Genomic DNA, 16,869 nt, shown 5'->3' on the forward strand with positions numbered 1-16,869 from the left:
CTTGAAGCGCATGGAAAAAAAACCGTTAACACCAAGACAAATTGTAGATCGGTTAGATCAGTACATTGTCGGACAGCATGATGCAAAAAAAGCTGTCGCCGTGGCATTAAGAAACCGCTATAGACGAAGTCTTCTGGATGAAAAGCTGAAAGATGAGATCGTACCCAAGAACATTTTAATGATGGGGCCTACCGGAGTGGGGAAAACAGAGATCGCCAGACGAATCGCAAAGCTCGTTGGTGCGCCATTTATAAAAATTGAAGCAACAAAATTTACTGAAGTCGGCTATGTAGGCAGAGATGTAGAGTCAATGGTCAGAGACCTTGTTGAAACGTCCGTCCGGCTTATAAAAGAAGAAAAAATCAACGACGTGAAAGACCAGGCTGAAGAAAATGCCAATAAGCGCATCGTCAGTCTGCTGGTTCCCGGAAAGAAAAAGCAATCCGGCGTGAAAAATCCGTTTGAGATGCTCTTTGGCGGCAATCAGCCAAATGGGGACGAGGAGAGCGACAGCCAGGAAGAAGCAAGCATTGAAGAAAAGAGAAAACGTATGGCGCATCAGCTGGCAATGGGAGAGCTTGAAGACCACTACATCACTGTAGAAGTCGAAGAGCAGCAGCCATCCATGTTTGATATGCTGCAAGGCTCGGGTATGGAGCAAATGGGCATGAATATGCAGGATGCCCTTAGCAGCATGATGCCGAAGAAAAAGAAACGCCGCAAAATGACAGTCAGAGAAGCAAGAAAAGTCCTGACAAATGAAGAAGCAAGCAAACTGATTGATATGGATGAGGTAGGCCAGGAAGCAGTGCTGAGAGCTGAACAGGGCGGAATCATCTTTATTGATGAAATTGATAAAATTGCGAAAAACGGAGGAGCTTCATCTTCTGCTGATGTATCAAGAGAAGGCGTTCAGCGGGATATCCTTCCAATTGTCGAAGGCTCTACAGTTGTCACAAAGTACGGTTCAGTGAAAACCGATCATGTCTTGTTTATTGCAGCGGGGGCGTTCCATATGGCGAAACCGTCTGACTTGATCCCTGAGCTGCAGGGGCGTTTTCCGATTCGTGTAGAATTGAGCAAGCTTACTGTAGACGATTTTGTGAAAATTTTGGTTGAACCTGATAACGCCCTTCTGAAACAATATCAAGCTTTATTGCAAACAGAAGGTATATCTCTTGAATTTTCTGACGAAGCTATTCGTAAGATTGCCGAGGTAGCTTATCATGTTAACCAGGACACGGATAATATCGGTGCAAGGAGGCTTCACACGATACTTGAGCGTCTTTTGGAAGAGCTCTCGTTTGAAGCGCCTGATGTAACGATGGAAAAGATTACAATCACCCCGCAATATGTTGAAGATAAGCTCGGCACCATTGCAAATAACAAAGACTTAAGTCAATTTATATTGTGAAAATTTAATAAGAGGAATTTTAGGAGGATCATTTATTATGGCTTTATTACAAAAAACAAGAATTATTAATTCCATGCTTCAAGCTGCGGCAGGGAAACCGGTAAACTTTAAAGAAATGGCGGAAACACTTCGGGATGTTATTGATTCAAATATTTTCGTCGTCAGCCGCAGAGGAAAGCTGTTAGGCTATTCTATTAATCAGCAAATCGAGAACGACCGTATGAAAAAAATGCTTGAAGACCGTCAGTTCCCGGAAGAATACACAAAAAACCTATTTAATATTCCGGAGACTTCTTCTAATCTGGATATTAACAGTGAGTACACAGCGTTTCCGGTCGAAAACAGAGATCTGTTCCAAGCTGGTTTAACAACAATTGTACCTATTATCGGAGGCGGAGAAAGACTTGGAACGCTTATTCTTTCACGCTTGCAGGATCAATTTGAGGACGATGATCTAATTCTTGCTGAATACGGGGCGACCGTTGTAGGAATGGAAATCCTCAGAGAAAAAGCAGAAGAAATTGAAGAAGAAGCACGCAGCAAAGCTGTAGTTCAAATGGCGATCAGTTCTCTTTCTTACAGTGAGCTTGAAGCGATTGAGCACATCTTTGAAGAACTTGACGGAAACGAAGGCCTGCTTGTGGCGAGTAAAATTGCAGACCGCGTCGGCATTACCCGTTCCGTGATTGTCAATGCACTCAGAAAGCTTGAAAGTGCCGGTGTCATCGAATCGAGATCACTCGGAATGAAGGGCACTTATATTAAAGTCCTTAACAACAAGTTCTTGATCGAATTAGAAAACCTAAAATCTCATTAATTTTTTTAAAAAAAGAGGCAGAATCCTATGAAAAAGGGTTCTGCTTCTTTTTTTGCAGGCAGTAAATCTTTAAGCTGAATGTCCTGGGCGAAAAGTCATTCTGCCAAAAGTTGCAGTTTGAAGTTGATTTTTCCTTTTTTATCTGAGATAATCCATCTCGGTTTGAATTTTGTGAAAAAGCCCGAAAACATAAGGAGAGATCACTGAAAAGCATCTATTTTCTGGCTTATATCAGAGGAAAAAACCTAGTTCGAATATTCTAGGACTAAATACCTAGTTATAAAATAGATATATATGAGGACTTTTTTTTACCCTAACTTCATAGACTTTAAGCCTGTTATTTCTTACAATAAGCATATGGTTTTACAAATCTCGACAAGAATATTTAGTGAAAAAACAACTGAATTGGAGGTAAGTGGATTTGGACTTATTTTCTGGAACTATACAAAATCTTGAAAATGCCTTGGGGAGAGCGAATATTAAGCAAAAAGTCATAACTAACAATATCGCTAATATAGATACACCGAACTATAAGGCAAAAAAAGTCTCTTTCCAAAATTTGTTGAATCAAGAATCTTCTCGTCTCGAATCGGTAAAAACAGACTATCGACATGTTGACTTTTCAGACGCGGGGTCGAAGGGTTCAATTGTTACAAACTCGAACACTGCTTATCAGCAAAACGGAAACAATGTAGACGTTGATAAAGAGATGACTGATTTAGCAGAAAATCAAATTAACTATCAAGCATTGGTTGAAAGAATGAGCGGAAAGTTCAATTCTCTGAAAACGGTGTTAACAGGAGGAAAATAATGACTGCATTTCAAAGTTTAAATGTTTCTGGCTCTGCTTTAACCGCTCAGCGTGTCCGTATGGATGTCGTATCATCCAACTTGGCAAATATGGATACAACAAGAGCCGAACAGGTTGATGGTGAATGGGTGCCTTACAGGCGGAAGCTGGTTTCTCTTCAGTCAAACGGTGAGTCGTTTTCATCTATACTACATTCTAGAATGAGCAGCGGGGATGCGGGAAACGGCGTCAAGGTAACCAAGATTACAGAAGACGACTCAGACTTTAATCTGGTATATGATCCGACAAACCCAGATGCAAATGAGGAAGGTTACGTGCAAAAGCCAAATGTCGACCCTTTAAAGGAAATGGTTGACCTCGTAAGCAGTACAAGATCGTATGAAGCAAACGTTACTGCAATGAATGCATCAAAGGGCATGCTGCTAAAAGCTTTAGAAATCGGAAAGTAAGGTGATAAATGTGGTTAATACAATTTCTCCGTTCCAAGTTCAAAATACACAAAGCACTCAACCTGTAACTAGTCAAATAAATAATAGCCAAAAAACAGACTCTTCAAACCAAACAAGCTTCTCGGAGCTTTTAAAAAACTCTATTAGTTCGTTAAATGAGTCCCAAGTACAATCTGACAATTTCACAAACGCACTGGCCGCGGGAAAGGATGTTAATCTTGACGAGGTCATGATCGCTGCTCAAAAAGCAAGCATCTCCCTGACTGCCGCGACAGAATTCCGCAATAAAGCGGTGGAAGCCTACCAGGAGATCATGAGAATGCAAATGTAGGGGGTCTGATTGAATAGAATGAGTGGAATGACCGGGGGTTAACATGAATCGTACTCTAATGCAATTAAAAAACAAAACGAATGAGTTTTGGAACAATAGATCAAAAACACAGAAAGTATTAATGATCAGCAGTTTTGCCGCAATTATCATTCTTATAACTGTCATCAGCATATTTTCTTCTTCAGAGAAGATGGTGCCTCTTTACAAGGATTTGTCAGCAGAAGAAGCCGGCCAAATTAAAGAAGAACTGGATGCGAAAAAAGTTCCATCAGAGCTGTCGGATGGAGGAACAGTAATTAAGGTTCCCGAAGAGCAGGTGGACACGCTGAAAGTGCAGCTTGCTGCAGAGGGACTTCCTAAAACCGGTTCAATAGATTATTCTTTTTTCGGACAGAATGCCGGGTTTGGATTAACTGACAACGAGTTTGATATGTTAAAAGTTGAAGCGACACAAACGGAATTATCAAACCTGATCAACGAAATGAAAGGCATCAAAAACTCAAAAGTAATGATAAATCTGCCAAAAGACGCTGTCTTTGTAGGAGAGGAGCAATCAACAGCTTCCGCTTCAATTGTCTTGCAGATGAATCCTGGCTATACGCTTGACCAAAGCCAAGTCAACGGCTTGTATCATTTGGTTTCAAAGAGTGTACCGAACTTAAAAGAGGATAACATCGTCATCATGGACCAGAATTCTACATACTACGACAAAAGCAACGGCGATGCCGGGTCCTATGCCGATAGCTATTCTTCACAGCAGGGAATTAAAACACAAGTTGAAAAAGATATCCAAAAGCATGTTCAAACGCTTTTAGGAACAATGATGGGACAGGATAAAGTCGTTGTGTCTGTTACAACGGATATCGACTTTACAAAAGAAAACCGCACAGAGGATTTGGTAGAGCCTGTCGATAAGGAAAACATGGAAGGTATAGCGGTCAGCGCGGAAAAAGTAGCTGAAACCTATCAGGGTGACAACGCGGCTAACGGAGGAACAGCCGGAACGGGTGATGAAGATACGACCGGTTATGCTCAAACTGATGAAAATTCCGAAAACGGAAATTATGACAAAAGCAGTAATAAAATCAATTACGAAGTCAATCGGATTCACAAAGAGATTGCAGAAAGCCCGTACAAAGTCAGAGATTTAGGGATTCAGGTCATGGTAGAACCGCCTGATGCAAAAAATACAGCATCCCTTTCAGCTGAAAGACAGGATGATATTCAAAAGATACTTGCAACGGTAGTGAGAACTTCTATTGACAAAGATTCACAAGATCAAGAGCTTACCGATGAAGAAATCAATAATAAAATCGTGCTGTCCGTTCAGCCGTTTGATGGAAAAATGAACTTGGATACGGCTTCTGAAAAATCGTCAGGTCTGCCGATTTGGGTATACATCGCAGGAGGCGTTCTGCTTGCGGCGATTATTGTCCTTATCATTATGCTTGTGAGGAAGAAACGGTCAAATGAGGATGAATATGAAGAATGGACGTATGAAACGCCTCAGGAGCCAATCAATTTACCTGATATCAATGAAGAGGAAAGTGAAACAGAAGAAACAGTCAGACGGAAACAGCTTGAAAAAATGGCGAAGGATAAGCCGGAAGATTTTGCGAAACTGCTGCGCAGCTGGCTGACAGAGGATTAGGAGGGATTAGAAATGGCGAGACGTGATCAAGACAGGCTTACAGGAAAACAAAAAGCGGCCATTCTTATGATTTCCTTAGGATTAGATGTGTCAGCTTCGGTGTACAAGCATTTATCTGAAGAAGAAATAGAGAGACTGACTTTGGAAATTTCAGGGGTCAGAAGTGTGGATCATTCAAAAAAAGATGAGATTATTGAAGAATTTCATAATATCGCAATCGCTCAGGATTACATTTCTCAGGGCGGTTTAAGCTATGCAAGGCAAGTTCTTGAAAAAGCGCTTGGAGAAGATAAAGCGGAAAATATCTTAAACAGACTGACATCTTCTTTGCAAGTTAAACCGTTTGATTTTGCCAGAAAAGCAGAGCCGGAGCAAATTTTGAATTTTATTCAGCAAGAGCATCCGCAAACCATGGCGCTGATTTTATCCTATCTGGACCCTGTGCAGGCCGGACAAATTTTATCCGAGCTTAATCCGGAGGTGCAGGCGGAAGTAGCGAGAAGGATTGCGGTGATGGACAGAACTTCACCTGAAATCATTAATGAGGTAGAACGTGTGCTCGAACAAAAATTATCCTCTGCCTTTACGCAAGATTATACACAAACCGGCGGAATTGAAGCCGTAGTCGAAGTGCTTAACGGAGTGGACCGTGGAACAGAGAAGACGATCTTGGATTCGTTAGAGATACAGGATCCGGATCTGGCAGACGAGATCAAAAAACGGATGTTTGTGTTCGAGGATATTGTTACGCTTGATAACCGTGCAATTCAGCGAGTCATTCGCGATGTGGAAAATGACGATCTTCTGCTTTCCTTGAAAGTTGCAAGCGAAGAAGTCAAGGATATTGTATTCAGCAATATGTCACAGCGTATGGTTGAAACGTTTAAAGAAGAAATGGAATTTATGGGTCCTGTACGTTTACGCGATGTCGAAGAAGCTCAATCAAGAATTGTAGGCATCGTCAGGAAGCTTGAAGAAGCAGGTGAAATTGTAATAGCGAGAGGCGGAGGGGACGATATTATTGTCTAATGTCATTAAACAAGAATCATCTATTTCCCCAGAAAAGGAAAGAAGAAAACTCTCTTTGCAAGAAGTTCGTCTGAAAAAAATCGATCTTGAACCGCATGCAGAGGTAAAGCCGGAAGCCCTTATAGCGCGGGCCAAAGCAGAAGCTGACCGAATGTCAGAACAGGCAGCCAGCCAAGTGGAAAATATCCGCCGCCAAATTGAACAGGAAAAAAACAATTGGGCAAACGAAAGGCAGCTTCTGGTTGAGGAAGCGAAACAAGACGGCTTCGAACAAGGCGTGGAGCTTGGGAAAGAAGAAGCTTTACAGCAATACGCAGGGCTGATTAATCAGGCGAATGATATTGCCAAAATGTCTAGAAAAGATCTGGAGGATAAGCTGGAAAGTGCATCTGAAGAGATTGTAGAGCTCGCTGTTGCTCTGGCTAAAAAAGTCTGGCAGCAAAAAGCTGATGACAAAGAGGCGTTCGTTGTGCTTGTCAAACAAGTTATCAATGAAGTGAAGGATTATGATGACATTTCGATATATGTTGACCCTCATTATTACGAGACAGTGTATCAGCATAAAGACGAAATTCAGCAGCTTCTTCATAAAGAGTGCAGATTGGGCTTATATGCAGATGATAAAGCGGCTGAGGGCTCCTGTTATATAGAAACGCCATTTGGCCGGGTGGACGCAAGCGTTGATACCCAGCTGATGCAATTAAAGCATAAACTTTTGACGGCGCTGGAAGCGGGTGCAGATGAATGAAGACACAGCATCTGATAGATTGTGTCGAAATGTCAGATTCATATAAGCGATACGGAAAGGTCAAACGGGTCATCGGGCTGATGATTGAATCAAAAGGACCTGAGAGTTCGATAGGTGACGTGTGCCTCATTCATCCGAAGGGCTCGTCAGGTAAAGTGATCAAAGCCGAGGTCGTCGGCTTTCAGGATGAGAATATTCTCTTAATGCCTTATCTGGAGGCAGCAAGCATTTCGCCCGGCAGCATTGTCGAAGCTACCGGAGAATCGCTCAGGATAAAAGTAGGTGCAGGTCTCATCGGACAGGTTATTGACGCATTTGGCGAACCGCTGGACGGGAAGCTGCTGCCGAAAGGGCTTTCGCCGGTATCGACGGATCAGGCGCCGCCCAATCCGATGAAGCGGCCGCCGATTCGGGAGAAAATGGCTGTCGGAGTCAGGTCGATTGACAGTTTATTGACGGTAGGCAAAGGCCAAAGGATCGGCATTTTTGCAGGAAGCGGCGTCGGAAAAAGCACGCTGATGGGAATGATCGCAAAGCAAACGGAAGCTGACCTGAACGTCATCGCCCTTGTCGGTGAACGCGGGAGAGAAGTCCGTGAATTTATTGAGAAGGACCTTGGCCCAGAAGGACTGAAACGTTCAATTGTTGTGGTTGCTACCTCAGATCAGCCTGCGTTAATGAGGCTCAAGGCCGCTTATACAGCAACGGCGATAGCTGAATATTTCCGCGATAAAGGACAAAATGTCATGTTCATGATGGATTCAGTCACGAGGGTGGCAATGGCGCAGCGGGAGATTGGGCTGGCGGCAGGAGAGCCGCCGACGACAAAAGGATATACACCTTCCGTGTTCGCTATTTTACCCCGTCTTCTAGAGAGAACCGGCGCAAATGAACAAGGAACGATCACAGCTTTTTATACCGTTTTAGTTGATGGTGACGATATGAATGAACCTATAGCTGACACAGTCCGCGGGATTTTAGACGGACATATCGTATTAGACAGGGCTCTTGCAAATAAAGGGCAGTTTCCGGCGGTAAACGTACTAAAAAGCATCAGCCGCGTCATGTCGAATATATCAGCACCGCACCATTTAGACGCAGCCAACAAATTCCGAGAGCTTCTGTCAACCTATCAAAACTCAGAGGATCTGATAAACATCGGAGCATATAAAAGAGGATCTTCCAGAGAAATTGATGAAGCCATACAGTTTTACCCGCAGCTCATCCAATTTCTAAAACAAGGAACAGAAGAATCCTCAACTTTAGAAGAAAGTGTTGCTGAATTAACCAGCCTGACAGGAAAAGGGGAATAACCGTGGCTTATCAATTTAGGTTCCAAAAGCTGCTGGAATTAAAAGAAAATGAAAAAGATCAATCATTGTCAGAGTATCAAAAATCGGTTTCTGAATTTGAAACAGTTGCAGAGAAGCTATATGAGAATATGAGCAAAAAAGAGCAGCTGGAGAAAAATAAAGAAACCAAGCTGAAAAGCGGTATGAGTGTCCAAGAAATGAGACATTACCAGCAATTCGTCACTAATCTAGAGAACACCATATATCATTATCAAAAACTTGTGATGATTAAAAGAAACCAAATGAATGAGAAACAAAACGTTCTGACAGAAAAAAATATAGAAGTAAAGAAATTCGAAAAAATGCGTGAAAAACAGTTTAAAATGTTTGCTCTTGAAGACAAAGCTGCCGAGATGAAAGAAATGGACGATATCTCGATTAAGCAGTTTATGATTCAAGGCCATTAGGAGCGAATGTCATGTCGGACAAACAAAAAGAATCCGGTAAGTTTCGGTCGATTCTGTTTATTGTCATCATTCCGCTGATATTTTTGATTATAGCGGGGGCGGTTGTGCTGTGGGCAGCTGGCGTGGATATGATAAAGCCGATTCAGGAGGCAGCCGCCAAAACACCGATTCTCAAAGAATTGGTTCCCGAAACAGAAAACAGTAAAGAAACAGCTGCAAAGCAAGAAGAAAGTAAAACAGCTGCTCTTGAAAAGACCATCAAAGATCAAAAAAGCGAAATCAGTATATTAAACAAGGATTTAGACACAAGTAAAGCTGAAATAGACAGGCTTAACCAGAAAATTCGCTCCCTCGAAAAAACAGCGGAAAGCCAAAGTAAGGATGAGAAAAAAACATCCACAGCTGCTTCTGCAGAGAGTGATAAGGTCATCAGCATTTACAAGAGCATGGACAGCGGAAAGGCTGCGAAAATCATTGCACAATTAAAAGAGCAGGAAGCGCTGAAAATCTTGAATGGTTTAAGCAAAAAGCAGCTTGCAGATATTTTGACAAAAATGACTCCTGAGCAAGCGGCAAATTATACAGAAAAAATTGCCGCCGGTAAAGAGTAGGGGGAATAAAGGTGAAGCTGCTTGAATTAGCCGGAACACGTATGCAGACTCCAACAGGTGCTGCAGCGAAGAATAACAAAAGTGAAGCGGGGTTTTTCCAAAACTGGCTTTTGTCTGAAATCGGTTCAGTGAAACAGACAGGCCAAGTCAAGGATACTTCGACAAGCGATCAACAGCTCTTAGAAAATGCCTTGAAAAAGATCGGTGACTGGCTGAAAGCAAGTCCGGAAGATCAGGAAAAACAAACAGCAGAGCTTTTACAAACGTTGAATACATTAAAAGGAAAACAGGCGGAGGAAGCAATTGTGCCGATGCTGGAAAATCTGGTGAAGATGATTAAAGCCATCCTGCCTGAGCAGACGGAAATGCAGGTTGACTCTCAAAATCCTGTATCAGCTGAGTATGCCGCTGTAACAGAAGCCGATGAGATGACTGCCGATGGATCATCTGATGAAAAGGAAAATGAGACAGAGCAGTCCACTGACGGCGTGCTTATTTTCATCCAAACAGCCCTTTACCAGTTATTGAAGGAAAGCGACCTATCAGAAAATAAACAGCAAGCTCAGGCCATTTACAAAAACGGCGATAGCTTTCTGGCAGCTCTAAAAGAAAAGGGTGCGTCAGATCAGCTTATCGAGGAACTCAAACAGCAGGTGTTCACCAAACAGGAATCAGCCTCTAAGCTTTATACGATGTCCAATGCGGAGCTGAAGAGTTTTCGAAGCTTAATGGAACAACTAACGGCACTGCCGCAAAAAGGGACTAAAGATTGGAACATGGCTGAAAGTGAATTGAAAGCCTTCCTGTTGTCAAAATCATCTGACTCGTCCCAAGAGGGTAAACGTGTATCACTATCAACTCAGTCCTCAGCGATTGAGAGAGAAAACCGCTCACCAAAAAGCATTCAGGCAGCTGACAGCAAGCAAGGAATACATATGCTGTTTTCAGGACATCGGAGCAGCGGGATTCAGAGTATGGCGGCGCAGCTGTCTTCGGAGCCACTGGCAACGGAAAGCAAACCTCTTACAGATCAAGTGATCAGCGCGTGGAAACAGATGAAATATACGCCTTTCGGGAGATCAACCGGCAGTTTTACGATTCGGCTGAATCCTGAACATTTGGGCTTTGTCACGATTAAACTGACAAATGAAAACGGAATGTTTCAAAGTAAAATTATCGCATCCAGCCAATCGGCCAAAGAACTGCTGGAACAGCACCTTCCGCAGCTCAAGCAATCTTTGCCGAATATGGCAGTGCAGGTTGACCGTTTCACTCTTCCGATTCAATCAGGAGATCAGCCAGTTTACGGCCAGCTTTCCGATGAGCAAAGACAGCAGCATGACGGACAGAAGCAGCAGAAACAAAAGCAGCAAACAAATGAATTCGGCGACCTTTTGGATGAGATTTCCCATGTTGAATTGGAGGAAGAGGAATGACGACAATTGATTCAGATTACTTACTGTCAAACATCAATAAAAAGAGCTCGTCCAGTACAAATAACACCAGTTTGGGGAAAGATGAATTTTTGAAAATCTTAATGAAACAAGTCCAAAACCAGGATCCGCTCAATCCGGTTGATGATAAAGAATTCATCAGCCAGATGGCCACCTTCTCAAGCTTGGAACAAATGATGAATCTTAACACGACGATGACAAAGTTTGTAGATTACCAAGATCCGTTTACAACCTATGTGAACTGGATCGGCAAAGATGTGTCATGGAGTGAAGGTCAAGACGGCAAGGAACAGACAGGTAAGGTCAGTTCTGTCAAGCACTCAAAAGGTGAATACTTTCTTGTTCTTGAAGATGGTAAAGAGATCAGTCCGTGGAATGTTACATCTGTCGGACAAACATCCAAATAAAAATAGAAAAAATCAGGGGGAATTGACATGTTACGTTCACTATATTCTGGAATCAGCGGCATGAAAAACTTTCAAACAAAGCTTGATGTTATCGGGAATAACATCGCTAACGTAAATACAGTAGGATTTAAAAAAAGCCGGGTTACATTTAAAGACATGGTCAGCCAGACGATTGCAGGCGGTTCAGCAGCCGGCGCGCAGGTCGGCGGTACAAATTCGAAACAGATCGGTTTAGGATCATCAACAGGCACGATTGACACCATTCATTCTACAAGTGCAACTCAAAGTACCGGAAGAACACTTGATTTAGCGATAGATGGTGATGGATATTTTCAAATTGATAACGGTGAGGGAACAGTTTATACAAGAGCTGGTAACTTCTATTTGGATAATGAAGGTAAATTGGTAACTGGCGACGGATACTACGTGCAAAAACTCGGCGGAGGCGAAATTACAATTCCTAAGGATGCCCAAAACTTTACCATTGGGCCTGATGGAAGTGTGTCAATTGTAGGGGCAGGAGGAGAAAAGCTAGATGGCGGTCAAATCGGTATTGTCACATTCGCAAACAGTGATGGTTTAGATAAAATCGGAAACAGCTTGTATCGTGAATCCTCAAATTCAGGAACTCCAAGCGCTGCTAATATACCGGGCGATGGAGGAACAGGAGAGCTTAAATCAGGTTTCCTTGAAATGTCCAACGTTGATTTGACAGATGAATTCACCGAAATGATTGTCGCGCAGCGCGGTTTCCAATCTAACTCGAAAATTATTACAACGTCTGATGAAATCCTTCAAGAGCTGGTTAACCTTAAACGGTAAGGAGGGAGGAGAGGCGAAGGTTATCGCTTCTCCGCTGTTTTATGATTAAAGTAACCCGTCTGAACGGCCAGCCATTTACGCTTAACGCTCTTTTTATTGAACAAATAGAATGCTTTCCGGACACCACTATCACACTGTCAAACGGAAAAAAATTTGTAGTAAAAGAGAATGAAGAAGCCGTTTTGAAAAAGATCTTATCTTTCTATCAAAAAATACAAGTATTTTCAATGGATCAGGGAGTAGAGGAAACAGAATGAACAAAAAATTAATCATTATTATGCTGATTATTCTTATCGCAATCAGCGCTTTAGGGACGGCTGCTTATTTTATGGTAAGCGGGAAGCTCGGTAAAAGTGATAAGGAACCGACCATTGACGAAATTGTCGAGTCTTCAGTAGACATAGAAGAAATAACAACGAATTTAAAATCTGATCACATCATCAGGATTGCAATAAAACTTGAGACCGATTCAAAAAAAGCCAAGGAAGAACTGGAAAAACGGGACTTTCAGGTGAAGGATGCCATTATTACACTGCTGGCCGATACGAACGCCGATGAGATTGAGGGAGACAAGGGAAAAGAAGCCTTTAAAAGGGAATTAAAAGATAAAGTGAACAGCTATCTCCAAGAAGGAAAAGTAGAGAAAGTATATATTACCTCCTTTAATCTGCAATAAAAACGATTTTGACAGAATACGGAGGTGAGGAAAATGTCAGGAGAAGTTCTTTCCCAAAACGAAATAGATGCATTGCTTTCTGCAATCTCAACAGGTGAAATGGACGCAGAAGAACTGAAAAAGGAAGACAGCGAGAAAAAAGTGAAGGTCTATGATTTCAAACGTGCTTTGCGGTTTTCTAAAGATCAGATCCGCAGTTTAACGAGAATTCATGATAATTTTGCAAGGCTTCTTACCACTCACTTTTCTGCGCAGCTCAGAACCTATATTCATATTTCTGTCAGTTCAGTCGATCAGGTTCCATATGAAGAATTTATTCGCTCTATACCGAACATGACCATATTAAACTTGTTTGATGTTCATCCGATGGAAGGCAGAATTATGATGGAAGTCAACCCGACTGTGGCCTACGCGATGATGGACAGGGTGATGGGCGGCATTGGAATCAGTCATAATAAGGTTGACAGTCTGACTGAAATTGAAACGAAAATTATTTCTAATTTATTTGAAAATGCACTGGGCAATTACAAAGAGGCTTGGCAATCTATTGCTGATATTGAACCCGAAATGACGGAATTTGAAGTGAATCCTCAATTTGTTCAAATGGTCTCGCCTAATGAAACAGTCGTGGTTATTTCACTAAACACGCAAATCGGCGAAATCAGCGGCGTCATTAATCTTTGTATTCCGCATGTCGTACTCGAGCCGATTATACCTAAGCTTTCCGTCCATTATTGGATGCAATCCGAAAGAAATGAACCGAAGCCGGAAGAAACCAAGTCGCTTGAAAAACGTATCATGACAGCACAGATTCCTGTCGTGGCAGAGCTCGGCACATCTGAACTGACGATAGAAGAGTTTTTAAGTTTGGAAGTCGGGGACTGTATCACTTTGGACAAATCAGTAACTGACCCTCTTACTGTATTGGTCGGAGACAAACCGAAATTTTTAGGACAGGCCGGCCGGGTGAATCGAAAACAGGCAGTGCAAATTTTAGATCACGACATAAGAGGTGAAAAAGATGGAGAATAATAGATTATCCCAAGATGAAATCGACGCGCTTCTTAATGGCAGCGGCAGCACTTCGGAGGAGCCGGCACCGGCGAAGCCTGAACTGGATTTATCAGAGATGGAGCGAGATGCGATCGGGGAAATTGGGAATATTTCATTTGGCAGTTCGGCAACAGCTCTTTCCACGCTTTTAAATCAAAAAGTGGACATTACGACGCCGAGTGTAACCGTTATATCAAAAAGTAAAATCAGCGATGAATTTCCGCATCCGTATGTCGCTATTGAAGTGAATTATACTGAAGGCTTCAGCGGGAGCAATCTTCTTGTCGTAGAACAAAGTGACGCGGCTATTATTGCTGATCTGATGATCGGAGGAGACGGAAAGGGAGCAGATCCTTCGCTTGGTGAAATTCACTTGAGCGCCGTTCAGGAAGCAATGAACCAAATGATGGGTTCGGCTGCAACCTCAATGTCAACTGTATTCAGTAAAAAGATCGACATTTCGCCGCCTCGTGTGGAATTGCTCGATGTCAATGAAGAAAAGGGAACAGATCGTATCCCTGCTGACGAAATGCTTGTCAAAGTTTCTTTCCGCTTAAAAGTCGGGGAGTTAATTGACTCAAATATTATGCAGCTTTATCCCATTACATTTGCAAAAGATCTTATTTCAGATTTGATGAATACAGGAAGTTCAAATGAGGATATTCAGCAAGAGGAGCCGAAAGAAACCTACGAGGGCCCAGAAGAGGCCGTCATGCCGGAGCCGCGGGTGGAATCACAGCCGCAGCAAACGCCTAAGAGACAGGGGAAACCAAAAAAAGCAGCACCTGTACAAGTAGCGCCGGTGGAATTTTCGGCATTTGATCCGAATGAGGCGCCTCAAGCCCATTTGAATAATCTTGATATGCTGATGGATATTCCGCTTTCCATTACTGTGGAACTCGGAAGAACAAAAAGAAGCGTAAAGGAAATTCTTGAGCTTTCAGCCGGAAGCATTATTGAGCTTGATAAATTGGCCGGAGAGCCTGTTGATATTTTAGTCAACCAGCGCATCGTCGCGAAGGGCGAGGTCGTGGTCATTGAGGAAAACTTCGGTGTAAGAGTCACTGACATTTTGAGTCAGGCAGAACGAATTAACAACTTAAAATAACCAACCACAAGGAGAGAGACAAACTTATGGCACACAGAATTTTGATTGTAGACGATGCAGCATTTATGAGAATGATGATTAAAGATATTTTGGTGAAAAACGGTTTTGATGTAGTAGCTGAAGCCCAGGACGGAGCGCAGGCGGTAGAAAAATTTAAAGAGCATTCGCCTGATCTAGTTACAATGGATATTACGATGCCTGAAATGGACGGGATTACAGCTTTAAAAGAAATTAAGCAAATTGATCCTCAAGCGAAAATTATTATGTGTTCTGCAATGGGGCAGCAATCGATGGTCATTGATGCCATTCAAGCAGGCGCAAAAGATTTTATCGTTAAACCTTTCCAAGCAGACCGTGTACTTGAAGCGATTAATAAAACATTAAGTTAAAGGGTGTACGACTGTTGAATAAAAAGCACTATGTAATAGCTTTCATAAGTTTTTTCATTTTGTTCAGTATGCATCCGCTTTCTGCATTTGCGGCAGATTCCGGTGATTCAACCGTAAACGAATGGTTTCAAAATAAAGATGGGAAAACAACCGGCAAATCAGAGCAAAAGGCTGAAAAAACGAAACAAACTGCTGATGATGGGATAGAAGAGGCTTCAGCTTCTTCTGTCTCAGCTTTTGATTTTGTAAAGTTGATTTTCGCTTTGCTGTTTGTCATCCTGCTGATTTATGGATTGGTTAAGCTTATGAACAAAAGGAATCGCCTGTTAAAGCCATTTCAATATGTTGAAAACATCGGCGGCACATCTGTCGGACAAAACCGTTCAGTACAACTGATCAAAGTAGGGAAAAGAGTTTTGGTTGTCGGTGTGGGAGATACGATCCAGCTGCTGAAAGAAATCGACAATGAAGAAGAACGAGAGGCGATTCTCGCCCAGCACGAAGAGGCAATGAGCAGCAAAGTGGAGTGGCCGAAACTAATGAATCCATTAAAGGGTTCTGAGAAGAAGCCGCAGCAGATGCTTCCGTCATTCTCAAAAGCATTAAAAGAGCAGCTTGAAGAGCTGAAACAAAACCGTTCTGAAGGAAAGAAGAAAGGCCCACATCACCATGAATGAGTTCATTAATATTTTCAATTCAAGCGATCCGGATAACGTCAGTTCAACTGTGAAATTATTGTTATTGTTAACTGTATTTTCAGTTGCGCCTGGAATATTAATTCTGATGACATGCTTTACACGCATTGTCATTGTCCTGTCCTTTGTCAGAACCTCGCTGGCTACTCAGTCTATGCCGCCCAACCAGGTTCTCATCGGGCTTGCACTGTTTTTGACTTTTTTTATCATGGCTCCGACGTTTTCAGACATTAATAAGGAAGCGCTGACGCCATTGATGGATAACAAAATCAGCCTTGATGAAGCTTATACAAAAGCAGAGGAACCGATTAAAGAATTTATGAGTAAGCATACACGGCAAAAGGATTTGGCATTGTTTATGAATTACGCCAAAATGGATAAACCCGAATCGCTAAAAGACATTCCTCTTACGACAATGGTTCCGGCGTTTGCCATATCGGAACTGAAAACAGCGTTTCAAATCGGTTTTATGATTTTTATTCCTTTTTTAATTATTGATATGGTAGTGGCGAGCGTCTTAATGTCTATGGGAATGATGATGCTTCCGCCGGTTATGATTTCTCTGCCCTTTAAAATTTTACTGTTTGTTTTAGTGGACGGCTGGTATTTAATTGTGAAATCTTTGCTGCAGAGCTTTTAGGGTAG

At 42.3% G+C, this 16,869-nt stretch carries 21 protein-coding genes; all 21 read left to right on the forward strand.

From position 1 onward, the window contains the following. The first annotated feature begins 1 nt into the window (after position 1). The 21 genes from hslU (at position 2) to fliP (ending at position 16,864) form a co-directional block, all read left to right on the forward strand. Positions 2–1,414: an HslU--HslV peptidase ATPase subunit gene (gene hslU, locus AAHT65_RS15505; RefSeq protein ID WP_255265367.1), complete on the forward strand. Its 1,413-nt coding sequence runs from the start codon at positions 2–4 to the stop codon at positions 1,412–1,414. 37 nt (positions 1,415–1,451) lie between these two features. Then, complete coding sequence (gene codY, locus AAHT65_RS15510) at positions 1,452–2,231, forward strand: GTP-sensing pleiotropic transcriptional regulator CodY (RefSeq protein ID WP_003328951.1); 780 nt, start codon at positions 1,452–1,454, stop codon at positions 2,229–2,231. A 421-nt stretch (positions 2,232–2,652) separates the two neighbouring features. Next, entirely contained in the window at positions 2,653–3,042 is a 390-nt protein-coding gene (gene flgB / locus AAHT65_RS15515; protein ID WP_088117154.1) for a flagellar basal body rod protein FlgB, read from the forward strand. Next, complete coding sequence (gene flgC / locus AAHT65_RS15520; protein WP_343310471.1) at positions 3,042–3,491, forward strand: flagellar basal body rod protein FlgC; 450 nt, start codon at positions 3,042–3,044, stop codon at positions 3,489–3,491. The genes flgB and flgC overlap by 1 nt, the downstream gene beginning before the upstream one ends. 10 nt (positions 3,492–3,501) lie before the next feature. After that, positions 3,502–3,822 carry a flagellar hook-basal body complex protein FliE gene (fliE, locus tag AAHT65_RS15525; protein ID WP_003328948.1) on the forward strand — a complete coding sequence of 107 codons (321 nt, stop codon included), beginning with the start codon at positions 3,502–3,504 and terminating at the stop codon, positions 3,820–3,822. Positions 3,823–3,865: 43 nt separating this feature from the next. After that, the gene (gene fliF / locus AAHT65_RS15530) at positions 3,866–5,473 is read left to right on the forward strand and encodes a flagellar basal-body MS-ring/collar protein FliF (RefSeq protein ID WP_088117155.1); all 1,608 of its coding nucleotides are present in this window, start codon (positions 3,866–3,868) and stop codon (positions 5,471–5,473) included. Between the two features lie 12 nt (positions 5,474–5,485). After that, positions 5,486–6,502 (forward strand): flagellar motor switch protein FliG, encoded by a 1,017-nt coding sequence (gene fliG, locus AAHT65_RS15535; RefSeq protein WP_003328945.1) that lies wholly within the window; start codon positions 5,486–5,488, stop codon positions 6,500–6,502. Beyond that, complete coding sequence (fliH, locus tag AAHT65_RS15540) at positions 6,495–7,250, forward strand: flagellar assembly protein FliH (RefSeq protein WP_088117156.1); 756 nt, start codon at positions 6,495–6,497, stop codon at positions 7,248–7,250. Before fliG ends, fliH begins: the two co-directional genes overlap by 8 nt. Beyond that, on the forward strand, positions 7,247–8,563 hold the full coding sequence (gene fliI, locus AAHT65_RS15545) for a flagellar protein export ATPase FliI (protein WP_343310472.1): 1,317 nt from the start codon (positions 7,247–7,249) through the stop codon (positions 8,561–8,563). Before fliH ends, fliI begins: the two co-directional genes overlap by 4 nt. Positions 8,564–8,565: 2 nt before the next feature. Beyond that, complete coding sequence (gene fliJ, locus AAHT65_RS15550; RefSeq protein WP_003328942.1) at positions 8,566–9,009, forward strand: flagellar export protein FliJ; 444 nt, start codon at positions 8,566–8,568, stop codon at positions 9,007–9,009. 11 nt (positions 9,010–9,020) lie between these two features. Then, the gene (locus tag AAHT65_RS15555) at positions 9,021–9,620 is read left to right on the forward strand and encodes a MotE family protein (RefSeq protein ID WP_088117158.1); all 600 of its coding nucleotides are present in this window, start codon (positions 9,021–9,023) and stop codon (positions 9,618–9,620) included. An 11-nt stretch (positions 9,621–9,631) separates the two neighbouring features. Beyond that, on the forward strand, positions 9,632–11,056 hold the full coding sequence (locus AAHT65_RS15560) for a flagellar hook-length control protein FliK (RefSeq protein WP_088117159.1): 1,425 nt from the start codon (positions 9,632–9,634) through the stop codon (positions 11,054–11,056). Further along, positions 11,053–11,481, forward strand: a complete 429-nt coding sequence (flgD, locus tag AAHT65_RS15565) for a flagellar hook assembly protein FlgD (protein ID WP_003328939.1) — start codon at positions 11,053–11,055, stop codon at positions 11,479–11,481. Before AAHT65_RS15560 ends, flgD begins: the two co-directional genes overlap by 4 nt. Before the next feature lie 27 nt (positions 11,482–11,508). Beyond that, positions 11,509–12,303, forward strand: coding sequence for a flagellar basal body rod protein FlgG (gene flgG, locus AAHT65_RS15570; protein WP_088117160.1), 795 nt, complete (start codon positions 11,509–11,511; stop codon positions 12,301–12,303). A gap of 41 nt (positions 12,304–12,344) precedes the next feature. Continuing rightward, entirely contained in the window at positions 12,345–12,560 is a 216-nt protein-coding gene (locus AAHT65_RS15575; protein ID WP_003328937.1) for a flagellar FlbD family protein, read from the forward strand. After that, positions 12,557–12,979: a flagellar basal body-associated protein FliL gene (gene fliL, locus AAHT65_RS15580; RefSeq protein ID WP_088117161.1), complete on the forward strand. Its 423-nt coding sequence runs from the start codon at positions 12,557–12,559 to the stop codon at positions 12,977–12,979. The genes AAHT65_RS15575 and fliL overlap by 4 nt, the downstream gene beginning before the upstream one ends. A gap of 33 nt (positions 12,980–13,012) precedes the next feature. Beyond that, positions 13,013–14,011: a flagellar motor switch protein FliM gene (gene fliM / locus AAHT65_RS15585; protein WP_003328935.1), complete on the forward strand. Its 999-nt coding sequence runs from the start codon at positions 13,013–13,015 to the stop codon at positions 14,009–14,011. Further along, complete coding sequence (gene fliY, locus AAHT65_RS15590) at positions 14,001–15,140, forward strand: flagellar motor switch phosphatase FliY (protein ID WP_106271560.1); 1,140 nt, start codon at positions 14,001–14,003, stop codon at positions 15,138–15,140. The genes fliM and fliY overlap by 11 nt, the downstream gene beginning before the upstream one ends. A gap of 26 nt (positions 15,141–15,166) precedes the next feature. Further along, positions 15,167–15,529, forward strand: coding sequence for a chemotaxis protein CheY (cheY, locus tag AAHT65_RS15595; protein ID WP_003328933.1), 363 nt, complete (start codon positions 15,167–15,169; stop codon positions 15,527–15,529). A gap of 68 nt (positions 15,530–15,597) precedes the next feature. Continuing rightward, on the forward strand, positions 15,598–16,206 hold the full coding sequence (gene fliZ, locus AAHT65_RS15600) for a flagella biosynthesis regulatory protein FliZ (RefSeq protein WP_370499831.1): 609 nt from the start codon (positions 15,598–15,600) through the stop codon (positions 16,204–16,206). Next, positions 16,199–16,864: a flagellar type III secretion system pore protein FliP gene (fliP, locus tag AAHT65_RS15605; protein ID WP_003328931.1), complete on the forward strand. Its 666-nt coding sequence runs from the start codon at positions 16,199–16,201 to the stop codon at positions 16,862–16,864. The genes fliZ and fliP overlap by 8 nt, the downstream gene beginning before the upstream one ends. Positions 16,865–16,869 lie beyond the last annotated feature (5 nt).

Origin of the sequence: Bacillus atrophaeus, from assembly GCF_039519175.1 — a bacterium.
GTDB classification, from domain to species: Bacteria; Bacillota; Bacilli; order Bacillales; family Bacillaceae; genus Bacillus; species Bacillus atrophaeus.